This window comes from Actinacidiphila sp. bgisy167 (genome assembly GCF_057707665.1).
Map to the genome: position 1 here is coordinate 1 of NZ_JBYIQP010000130.1, position 10,955 is coordinate 10,955.

A 10,955-nucleotide genomic window follows, 5' to 3' on the forward strand; every position below is an offset into this window, starting at 1 on the left:
AAAGAACGGCTCTGTCTCACATTCGGTGGTGACGCTGAGTGAGACCGGTGCGCGGAGTAATAACTGCTGGTCGGCCTCACACTGCGCTGACAGGGCCTCTCGGGGTTTCCGAGGCATAGCCCGCGAAGGCCCGAGAGGGCTTCCTCGACCTGCGGCAGAGCACTTCGGAGGCGACTTCCAGCGGTATCACACTCAGTTACCACCGCATGTGAGACAGGGCCCTTTGTACAGTCCCTCGGAGACAGCCGGGGTCTTGTCGGCGCGTTGTTCGGGTCCGCGGTTGAGCTGGGACAGCGCCACGATCGGAATCTCGAGCTCTTCAGCCAGGAGCTTGAGGTTGCGGGAGATCTCGGAGACTTCCTGCTGGCGGCTCTCGGGCCGGCGGGCGGCGCCGGACTGCACCAACTGCAGGTAGTCGACCACGGCGAGCTTCAGGTTGCCCTTTTCGCACAGCTTGCAGGCCTTGGCGGTGATGGTCAGCAGGTTCAGGCCTGCCGAGTCGTCAATCCACAGCGGGGCGTCGACCAGGTCGGCGCTGCACAGGTTGACCTTCTGGCGCAGTTCGTCGGGGAGGGTGGCGTTGCGGATGTGGTGCAGCGGCACCTTGGCCTGCGCGACGCGGACAGCAGCCGCTGGGTGCCCTCCAGGCGGCCCATCTCCAGGCTGAAGAACACCGACGGCTGCCGGACGCGCAGCGAGCAGGCGCGAACAAAGTCCATGGCCAGGGTCGACTTGCCCATGGCTGCGGTGCGGGGGCCGGCCGCGTTGGCCGGGTCTGTCCAGCCAACAGACCTGTCTCGTGGTGGTGACGGAGAGTTGCGAGGCCGCACCACGGGCTCCTGCACGACGTGCACCGGCATCGCCTCCAGGGCCGCTGACCCGCGGCCCCCGGGCGCGGGTCAGCGCTGTCACCAGCGCATGTCGAGTGTGTCGAGTTCCGCGCGTCGTTCCGGGTGAGTTTGTCGCCCCGGACGTGTCCCTCCCAGTCGCGCCCTCCGGCCCGGCTCAGAAGGAGTCGACGTCGACGACGGCCGCCGCGAAGGCCTCCGGCGCCTCCTGGGGCACATTGTGGCCGATGCCCTTCAGGGTTCGGTGGGCGTACCTGCCCGAGAACTTGGCGCGGTAGGCGGCGCCGTCCCCGGCCGGGGTGAACGGATCGACCTCGCCGTCGAGGGTGATGGTGGGCACGCCGATCGTCGGGCCCGCGGCGAGCCGCCGCTCCAGGCGGTCGTAGCGCGGATCGCCCTTGGCCAGGCCGAGCCGCCAGCGGTAGTTGTGCAGGACGATGGCGACGTAGTCGGGGTTCTCGAAGGACGCCGCGGTGCGGCCGAACGTGGCGTCGTCGAACTCCCACGTGGGGGAGTTGAACTCCCAGACCAGACGGGCGAGGTCGTGCCGGTTCTCCTCCAGACCGAGCCGGCCGCGCTCGGTGGCGAAGTAGTACTGGTACCACCAGGCGAACTCCGCCTTCGGCGGCAGCGGCTGCTTGTTCGCCTCGCGGTTGGTGATCAGGTAACCCGTGACGGAGACCAGGGCCTTGCAGCGCTCCGGCCAGACCGCGGCGATGATGTCGGCGGTCCGCGACCCCCAGTCGTAGCCGGCGAGGACGGCCTTCTCGATCCGCAGGGCGTTCATGAGGGCGATGACGTCGAGCGCGACCACCGACTGCTGGGCGTTGCGGAACGCCCGGGGCGACAGGAAGCGCGTCGTGCCGTGGCCACGCAGGTGCGGGACGATGACGCGGTAACCCTCGGCCGCCAGGAGGGGCGCGACGTCGACGTAGCTGTGGATGTCGTACGGCCAACCGTGCAGGAGTATCACCACGGGGCCGTCGGCGGGGCCGGACTCGGCGTAGCCGATGTTCAGGACTCCGGCGTCGATCTGCTTGAGGGCGCCGAGCGAGGTGTGCCTCCCCCGCGCGGGAGGCGGTCCGCCGGTGCCCGGCCCGGGCCGGTGTGCTGCCGCCGCCGTGGCGGGCTGTGACGCGAGGCCCGACAGCCCCGCGAGCGACGCCGCGGCCGCGCCCGCGCCGAAAACCTTGCCGAAGCTCCGCCTGTCGATCATTCCCAACCTTTCTTCACGTTTCTGGGGTTCTCCCGTCGGCAACCCTCGCACGCACCTGCGTCACCGGTCAAGGAGGTGATGATTTTCAGGCGTCGGTCGTGGACCCGGCCCCGCTCGGGAAGAGGGGCGGCCGGCCGGTGCAGGACGGGAATGGGAGGATGATCTCCGGTCGTCGCCCCGCGCGGCCGCCGCTCCCGGCCGGCCCCCCTCGGGCACCGTGCGGCAACGTCGCCGCCGGACGGCCCACCATGCGCCTGCCGCGTCCGCATCGCGGTGGCCGTGTCCTCGTCGCTACCGCTGGAGTTCCGCCATGTCCCACCGCACCGGCCTGATCCTCGACTTCGGCGGTGTCCTCACCACGCCCCTGCTGCCCGCCGTGCTCGCCTTCGAGCGGCGCGAGGGTCTGGCCGAGGGCGCCTGCATCAACGCGCTCTACCTCGACGAGGAGGGCACCCGGCGCACTCACGACCTCGAACGCGGCGCGATCACCCAGGAGGAGTGGAACGCCGCGGCGGCCCGCAGCCTCAAAGTGGCGCCCGACAACCTGATGGGCCGGATCTTCGCCGACCTGCGGCCCGAGAGGGCTCTGATCGACGCCGCGGCCGCCGCCCGGCGTGCCGGAGTGCGCGTGGGGATCCTGTCCAACTCCGTCGGCTTCGCGCCGTGGGACCTCTACGAGGGCTACGACCTGGAGGATTCGTACGACGCGGTGGTCATCTCCGAGCAACACGGGATGCGCAAGCCCGAGCCCGCCATCTTCGAACTGGCCCTGGAGAAGCTCGGTCTGCCCGCCGAGGCCTGCGTCTTCGTGGACGACACCGAGCAGTACCTCGCGCCCGCAGCGGAGTTGGGGCTCGCCGGCGTCCACGCCAAGGAACCCGCGCAGACGGTCGCGCAGTTGGAGGTCCTGCTCGGCGTCGCCCTGACCTGAGATCCAAGGCGCGGGCCGCCGACTGCCGGGGCAACACCGCCACCGAGAGCACGGACGGGCGCTCGACTGGTCCGCCCAGCCGGGCGCCCCTGCCCGTGGTGCGGGCGGTCAGGTCCTCAGGGCCCGGCTGTGCAGCGCGGTGACGGCCTTGCGGGCGGAGAGGATGGCGCCGTGTTGCCAGGCGTCCATGTAGGACAGCCAGTCGCCGGCGTACAGGACGCGTCCGGTGGGTTCGTTGAGGGGTCTGTAGACGGCGGCGTCGGGGCCGCCGGGGATGCTGTGCCAGGCGCCTTCGAGGTGGCGGACCCGCTTCCAGGCGATGGAGAAGGAGTTCGCCAGCTCGCTGCGGTACTTCTCGCCGTGGATCTTCACGCCCTGCATGACGGCGCGGGCCTCGCGCTCGGCCGGGGTCAGGGCGGCGTAGGCGTCGGCGTTGGTCCCCGTGTTGTAGTAGCCGACGATGACGCCTCGCTCGCCGTGGTGACCGTAGGACGGGTACCAGATGTGGGACAGGTCCAGATCGGTCTCGGTGATGCCGCCGTAGATGCGGTGGTCGGTCTCCCACCAGCGGCTGCGGTACTCCAGGCCGATCTTGCCGGCCGACGAGGGGCGGATGGTGGTGAGCGCGGTCTGCACGTCGGCTCCGAGGTTGTGCGGCAGCTTGGCGAGCAGATGGGGCGGCATGGCCGCGACGCAGTAGTCCGCCTCGATCCGGCGCTGCCGTCCGGTGGGGTCGGTGTAGCCGACGGTGACGCCGCCCGCCGACTGCACCAGCGAGGTGGCCTGACAGCCGTAGCGGATCCGGTGGTCGCCGATGGCGCGCGCGAAGGCCTTCGGTATCCGGTCCATTCCGCCGACGGGCTGGAACATCAGCATCGCCTGGTCGAACTCGAACTCGAAGGCGAAGTGCCGACCGACGCCCGAGGCGAAGACCTCCGAGGCGGTGGGCAGATCACCGAGCAGGGTCCCGGGGGTGCCGGCGGCGCCGGGCCAGGTGGCGTAGCCGCGGTTGGCACCGCCGGTGTACGCCCATCCGTCGGCCCGTCCGCCGATCTCACCGAAGTCCTCCAGGAACGACAGCAGGCGCTCCTTGTCCTCGGCGGTCAGTTCCTGGTCCAGTGCGCCCTGGTCGGTGGCCTTGGCGAGCAGTTCGCCGACGTACCCGTAGGTGTCGGCCTTGGCGGTGCGGTACCGCACCGGCTGCCCGGGTCGCATGCCCGCCGACTCGTGGTAGATGTACGCGTCGGCGTTGGCGTTGGTGAAGACCTCGATGGGGACGCCGAGTTCGCGGCAGTAGTCGAGGGTGACCATCCACTGGGCCAGCCGGGCCGGGCCGGCGTTGAGGTACTGGCCCTGGGAGAAGCGGGCGGTCTGGGTGCATCCGTCGAGGTCGGTGTGGGTGTCCCCGCCGCGCACGGTGTAGTTGCGGCCGCCGGGCCGGTCGCGCGGCTCGAGGATCGTACAGTCGTAGCCGGCCTTGCCCAGTTCGTACGCGGTCGTCAGGCCGGCCAGGCCCGCGCCCAGGACGAGGACCTTGCCTGCTCTGCGTCCGGTGAGGTGGAAGTCGGCCGCGCTCGGCGCGCGGAAGTCGCTGCCGCGGCCTGCCGCCTCGGCGGTCGGCGCGAGCCCCAGCGCGCCCATGGTGGCGAACATCGCTCCGGCACCGCCGGTGATGCCGACGGCGCGCAGAAATCTCCTGCGGTCGAGTCCTGTTGGCTGCTCCTGAGTCATGAGTCGCCCTCTCTCGATCTTCCGGTGTGCACGCCGATCCTCAGGGCGACGTGTTACGGATGGTGTGGCCGAGACATGACAGGGCGATTTCGGCCGGCGCGGGCGTGTGAACGGGCGTCGACAACACCGCGAGCGCGGGAGGCGCCACGCCCGGCGGACCCGAGCCGATGAACGTCGGTGAACGACCAGATGACGGTGCGTTGGGGGGCGAAGAACAGGCGAACCGGGCCGATTCACCGCGACCCCCGGCGGTCGCGCTCGTCAGCGGCGCCGTGCGGTTCGGCGCGCATCCGTCGTGATCGAAGGAGATTCCCGTGGCACGTGCGTCGTGGCCCGCGGCACCTGCGACGCCGGCACCACCAGCGTCGGCACGGTCGAGTGAGGCAGCGCCGCCTCCGCCGGCCGCCGGAGCGTCGCTGCGCCTGGACATCAAGGGCCCGCGCGCTCGCCGTCTCTCTGGTGCCGTCGCACGGCCGGAGTCCGGCATCTGGCGGGAGGTTGCATCGGGGTCGACGTCTTCCCGAACACCGCGGGCCCGGCCCCGCAGCATCCCGACATCGGCCAGGCAGTCCCCGCCCAGCGCTGGCCAGCAACCGTGCGGGTCGATCTACGCTATCGCCGGCGCTCTCCTCCGGGAGAGCGCCGGTCCGTCTGCGGCCCGTAGCTGCGCTACGGACACGCCGTACGGCCGGCATCGGGCTGCAGAGCGGCGGCTTCGATCAGGGCAGGCCCGGTCGGGCTGGGCTTCGGCAGGCCCGTCTTCTGCGGCAGTCGAAGCGCAGTCTCGGGGAGGTGTGGCCGAAGCCGAGCGCACAAACGCAGCCGCCCGAGCCGAACCGAATGACCGTGGCACAGCAGTACGGTGTCGGTCTGTACCGGGTGCGTGACAGGAGGGGTACGGCTGCGCCACGTGATGGCCAACCGGTGGTCGAGGCATGCCGGTTACCGCTTAGCATCACGGCGGACGCATGGTAATCGGTGATTCCAGGGGGCTGCGGTCGTGAACAGGGAAGCGGTGCGCCTCGGCTGCGCTGTCGCGGTGAGCGGCTTGGTGCTCGCCGGCTGTACCTCCGGTGGGCGCGGGCCGTCAGAACCGACGCCTGCGAAGAAGGCCGCCGCCACGGCGACCGCCGGCCCGTCGGCGACCGCTGCCGTGGACACCGACCCCGCCGCACTGCCGAGGACCACCGCTCAGGCCACCGCGCTGATCCGGCGCGTCATCCCGGACGCCGCGGCCTTCGGCCCCGGCACCGTCCGCCGGACCCCCTACGAGAGCGACCCGCGGCGCTGGCCGGTTCTCGGCGACGACTGTGTCTGGCGGCAACAGGCGCTCCCGAAGGACGTCCTGGCCACCATGACCCGCTCCTATGAGATTCCGGCGAGTGATGCCAGGGGTCCGCTCCGGCTGAGTGCCGTCGTCACGGTGCACCGCGATCCCGCGCAGGCCGACTGGGAGAACGCCGAGGTCCTCGAGGAGATGATGCGCTGCCCCACACAGCGGCTGCGGTCGGACGAGGTGATCACGTCCCTGAACGACGTTCCGAACTCCTTCGGTGATTCGGGCAACGCGTACGCCGACGACACTCTCACCGAGCTCGGTAGCTACACAGGCGCCGACGTCGGCGGCCCCCACCCGTACATCTGGGAGCAGGCCCGCATCGGCCAGTTCACCCTCGCGGTCTCCGCCAAGGGTTCCACAGGTTGGTCCCGGGCAGACCTGTTCGACCGGCTGCGGGATCCGCAGGTCGGCATGCGCGCCCGTCTCAGAGCCGCGATCGAACGCAACGCGTCGGAGCCCAGCAGCACGAACGGCGACCGTTGATGACCGAGAAGCTCACCCCGTCCGACCCGGCCCGCATAGGCGGTCACCGTCTGCTCGCCCGGCTCGGCGCCGGTGGTATGGGCGTGGTCTATCTCGGGCGTGCCGAGTCGGGGGAGCTGGCCGCCGTCAAGGTGATCCTGCCCGAGTACGCCGACCAGGCCGAGTTCCGCGCGCGCTTTCGCCGCGAGGTCGCCGCGGCCCGGCGTGTGGACAGCCCCTGGGCTGTGCCGGTCACCGGCGCCGACCCGGACGCGGCCGCGCCCTGGCTCGCCACCGCGTTCGTGCCCGGCCCCTCGCTCGCCGAGGCTGTCGCCGCCTGCGGTCCGCTGCCGTCGCGCGCTGTGCGCGTGCTCGGCCGGATGCTGGCACGTGCCCTGACCGCCGTACACGACGTGGGACTCGTCCACCGCGACGTCAAGCCCGGCAATGTGCTGCTCGCCGTCGACGGTCCCCGCCTCATCGACTTCGGCATCGCTCGTGCCACCGAGGAGACGGCACTCACCTCGGCCGGCATGATCGTCGGTACACCCGGCTTCCTCGCCCCCGAACAGGCCCGGGCGCAGCCCGCCTCGCCTGCCAGTGACGTCTTCTCCCTCGGCTGTCTCCTGTCCTACGCCGCCACCGGTCGCCTGCCCTTCGGTACCGGTGCCGTGGACGCCCTCCTGTACCGCACCGTGCATGACGAGCCGGACCTCGACGGTGTCCCCGACGACACGCGCACGCTGCTGCAGCGCTGCCTCGCCAAGGATCCGGCCGCCCGGCCCACCGCCCGGCAGGTGGACGAGGCGCTGGTCGACGACACGCGCCACGGCACCGTCGACTGGCTGCCCGACACCGTTGTGCGGCTCATCGCGGACCGCTCCTCGGCGATGCTCGCCCTGCCGGACATCGAGGCGACGGCCCTCGGTGGGAGGGCGGGTGGGCATCCGACGGAAGTCCCCACGGACGCGTCCCCTCCCACCAGCCGCCGCCGTTTCCTCCTGCTCGGCGGCGGCGCGGCCCTGTTCGCGGCCGGTGGCGGTGCCGCACTGCGGGCCGCCCGGCGTGACGACGACACCGTCCCGACCGCCTCGTCAGGTGCTCGCCGCTGGGTCCTCGGTGTCCAGGCCGACCTGACGGGCCCGCAGAAGGCCATCGGACAGGCCCAGGAACGCGGCGTCCGGCTGGCTGTCGAGCAGTTCAACTCCTCCAAGGGCAAGCCCTTCACGCTCGCCCTCAAGACGGTCGACGACCGGGGCGACGCGAGTCGTGCCGCCCAGGTGGCCCGCGCCCTCGCCGCCGACCGCGACCTGCTCGCCGTCATAGGCTCGACCGGTGACGAGACCACCGGGGCGAGCCTCGGCAGCTACGACGCACATCTCGTCCCCCAGATCACGGTGTCGTCCGCGCAGTCCGAGTACGGCACGGCGGAGCCCGGTCGCTTCCTCCAGGCCGTCCCCGGCTACACGAGCCTGCCCGGCACGGCGGCCTACTCCCTGCACACCCAGGGCGCCCGGCGCGTGAGTGTGCTGATCGACCGTGACGGCGGCATCCCGGCCTGGCAGCTCGGCCGGACGATGTTCCAGTACCTCGGCGCCTTCAGGATCGCCGGTGAGCCCCGGGTCGTACCGCGGCTGGCTGAGACCCTCGCCCCGGTGGTCGCCGAGATGGTCGCGCACCGGATGGACGGCTTCGTCTACACGGGCACTCCAGCAGGCGGCGCGGCCGTCGCACGCGCCCTCGCGCAGACGGGCTTCGACGGCCTGCGTGTGATCGGCTACCCGGCCGCCGGACCGGAGTTCCTGACCGCCGCGGGCAGTGCCGCCGACGGCTGGCAGGTCTTCGCCCCGTACATCGACCCTTCGGCCGCCCCCGTCCGTGTCTTCGCCACCGCCTACCGCAAGCGCTACGGCGCCGCGCCCCCCTACTGGGCGGCCGAGGCGTACGACGTGGCCCGCATGGTCATCACCCGCCTCACCGAGGCAGGCGGCCGGCCCACCGGGAGCAGGCTGTACGACCTGCTGCGGAACGGCGCGTACAAGGGCCTCGTCCGGACGTACGCGTTCGACAAGGACTACCGGTGGTGGCTCAAGAGCTCTGACGCCTTCCGCTACGAGGTGAAGGACGGCCGGTACTCCTACGCGGGCAAGGTCGGCCTGTGACGCAGCGCCTGACTGCTGACGACCCCGACGAGATCGGCGGGCACCGGCTGCTGGCCCGGCTCGGCGCGGGCGGCATGGGCGTCGTCTACCTCGCCCGCACGGCAGGCGGGGCGCTCGTCGCGCTCAAGACGATCCGCGCCGAGCACGCGGCGGACCCGGCCTTCCGCACCCGGTTCCGGCGCGAGGTGACGGCGGTCCGCGGCCTGACCGGGCCATGGCTGGTGCCGATCGTAGCCGCCGACACGGAGGCCATCGAGCCCTGGCTGGCCACGCAGTTCGTCCCCGGACCCTCCCTCGTGGAGACGGTCGACGGCTTCGGCGCGCTGCCCGTCGCCACCGTACGGACTCTGGGATCCCGGCTGGCCGACGCGCTCACCGCCGTCCACGCGGCGGGAGTCGTGCACCGTGATGTGAAACCGGGCAACATCCTGCTCGCCCTGGACGGTCCCCGCCTCATCGACTTCGGCATCGCCCACGCCGCGGGCGCCACCGCCCTCACCGCACCCGACGCCGTCATGGGCACGCCCGGCTTCCTCGCGCCGGAACAGGCACAGGCCCGAGCCGGTGAGGTCGGCCCGCCCAGTGACGTCTTCTCGCTGGGCTGCGTCCTGGCGTACACGGCCTCGGGCCGGCGCCCGTTCGGCACCGGATACGCGGCGGGCGTGCTGTTCCGCACCGTGCACGAGGAGCCGGACCTGGCGGACGTCCCCGGCGAGCTCCAGGCTCTGATCCGGGGCTGCCTGGCCAAGGACCCGACCAGGCGGCCGACGGCCGTCGAGGCCGCGGCGGCGCTCCGTGACCCGCGGGCCCTACTCGCACGGGAAACGCCCGACGCCCCCAAGGTGCACTGGCTGCCGCCCGCGGTCCTCCGTGTGGTCGCCGAACGCTCTGCACGAGCGCTGGACGTGCCCACCCCACAGCGCCCTTCGTGGCATCGGACGGGCGACGACCCGGCCGCCGACCCGACACCGCCGCACCCCAAGGACGCCCGCCCGCCGACCCGACGGCGCGTGCTGCTGATGGGGAGCGCGGCGGCTTCCGTGGTCGCCGTGGGCGGCGGGGCCACCGCCTATCTGGCGGCTGGGCGAGGGGGCACAGACGGCTCGGGCGGCCCCCTTCCCGTATACGCCCTCGGCTTCCAGGCCGACCTCAGCGGCGCGAACAAGGCGGACGGCGTGGCGCAGGAACGGGGGGCGAGGCTCGCCGTGGAGCAGCACAACGCGCGCGCGGGCATCACGTTCCGCCTCGCCCTCCACACCATCGACGACCAAGGCGAGGCGACCCGCGCCAAGCAGGCGGCCCGGCGCTTCACCGAGGTCAAGGCGATCGCGGTCCTCGGCCCCAACACGGCCACCGCGGCGCGCGCCGCCGGCGCGCTCTACCAGAACGCCGGCACGGCCATGGTGCTGATCTCCCTCGACGACGACGGACTGACACCGTCGGAACTCCGCACCCTGCGCGTCACCCGGGCACCCGAGTCCTACCTGGCGCTGCCGCTGGTCTCGTATCTGACCTCCGTGCGACCGGTCGACCGTACCGCTGTCATCGACGACCGGGCGGCGGGCCGCACGGGATCGGTCCTCACCAACGCGATCGCGCGGACGCCGCCCCACGAGGGCACGACCAGCGTCCACCTCGTGGCGGCCGGCAGCGACGACTTCGCTCCCGCCGTCCGCGCCGCCCTCGCCGCCGAAGCGCAGGCCGTCGTCTTCGGCGGCACATCGCCCGAGCGCGCCGCACGCTGCGCCCGGGCACTGGCCGAGGCGGGCTTCACAGGACCGCGCCTTGGCACCTGGCACATCATGCGCCCGGCCTTCCTCCAGCAAGCCGGCACCGCGGGCCAGGACTGGCTGTTCGGCGCTCCGTTCACCGACCCCGGCAGCGTGTCCCGCACCTTCAGGACCGCCTACCGCGCCAGATTCGGCACGGCACCCGGGCGCTGGTCCCCCGAGGCGTACGACGCCGTGGGACTGGTCGCGCGCACCCTGGAGAGACTGGCCGAAAAGGGCGACATCGAACCGGAAGCCGTGGCCCAGTGCCTGTTCGACGTCACCTACCAGGGACTCGCCAAAACTCTCCGCTTCGCCACCGACGACACCCACAGCCTCGATCCGGACCGGGACGGGTTGTACTTCCTGTTCCAGGCCAAGGGGAATGCCTTCCAGTTCCTGGGACGCGACGACCAGGTCACGTGAACTCGAAGAGGCCTGAACAATGCCTTGACATCCTCCCGGGCTTAAAGGCCGGGGATTCCCGCCTGCTCCCG

The 10,955-nt window shown here is 71.9% G+C and carries 6 protein-coding genes and 1 pseudogene; 4 read left to right on the plus strand and 3 right to left on the minus strand.

Going from position 1 to position 10,955, the window contains the following annotated elements; genetic code table 11:
* Positions 1-234: 234 nt before the first annotated feature.
* Positions 235-743, minus strand: a pseudogene (locus tag AC3ET4_RS29350) (DnaB-like helicase C-terminal domain-containing protein); the annotation flags it as partial.
* A gap of 262 nt (positions 744-1,005) precedes the next feature.
* Positions 1,006-2,064, minus strand: a complete 1,059-nt coding sequence (locus AC3ET4_RS29355; protein ID WP_431954759.1) for an alpha/beta fold hydrolase — start codon at positions 2,062-2,064, stop codon at positions 1,006-1,008.
* A gap of 310 nt (positions 2,065-2,374) precedes the next feature.
* Between AC3ET4_RS29355 and AC3ET4_RS29360 the strand changes: the two genes are divergently transcribed.
* The gene (locus AC3ET4_RS29360) at positions 2,375-2,995 is read left to right on the plus strand and encodes an HAD-IA family hydrolase (RefSeq protein WP_431954761.1); all 621 of its coding nucleotides are present in this window, start codon (positions 2,375-2,377) and stop codon (positions 2,993-2,995) included.
* A gap of 108 nt (positions 2,996-3,103) precedes the next feature.
* Here AC3ET4_RS29360 and AC3ET4_RS29365 read toward each other — a convergent pair whose 3' ends face one another.
* On the minus strand, positions 3,104-4,648 hold the full coding sequence (locus AC3ET4_RS29365; protein ID WP_431954769.1) for a flavin monoamine oxidase family protein: 1,545 nt from the start codon (positions 4,646-4,648) through the stop codon (positions 3,104-3,106).
* Between the two features lie 1,078 nt (positions 4,649-5,726).
* Between AC3ET4_RS29365 and AC3ET4_RS29370 the strand changes: the two genes are divergently transcribed.
* Genes AC3ET4_RS29370 through AC3ET4_RS29380 form a run of 3 tightly spaced genes read left to right on the plus strand, consistent with a single transcriptional unit; the run spans position 5,727 to position 10,884 of the window.
* Positions 5,727-6,548 (plus strand): hypothetical protein, encoded by an 822-nt coding sequence (locus tag AC3ET4_RS29370; RefSeq protein ID WP_431954763.1) that lies wholly within the window; start codon positions 5,727-5,729, stop codon positions 6,546-6,548.
* Positions 6,548-8,689 carry a bifunctional serine/threonine-protein kinase/ABC transporter substrate-binding protein gene (locus AC3ET4_RS29375; protein ID WP_431954765.1) on the plus strand — a complete coding sequence of 714 codons (2,142 nt, stop codon included), beginning with the start codon at positions 6,548-6,550 and terminating at the stop codon, positions 8,687-8,689. The genes AC3ET4_RS29370 and AC3ET4_RS29375 overlap by 1 nt, the downstream gene beginning before the upstream one ends.
* A complete protein-coding gene (locus AC3ET4_RS29380) occupies positions 8,686-10,884 on the plus strand; it encodes a bifunctional serine/threonine-protein kinase/ABC transporter substrate-binding protein (RefSeq protein ID WP_431954767.1) in 2,199 nt (732 codons plus the stop codon). Before AC3ET4_RS29375 ends, AC3ET4_RS29380 begins: the two co-directional genes overlap by 4 nt.
* Positions 10,885-10,955: the final 71 nt, after the last annotated feature.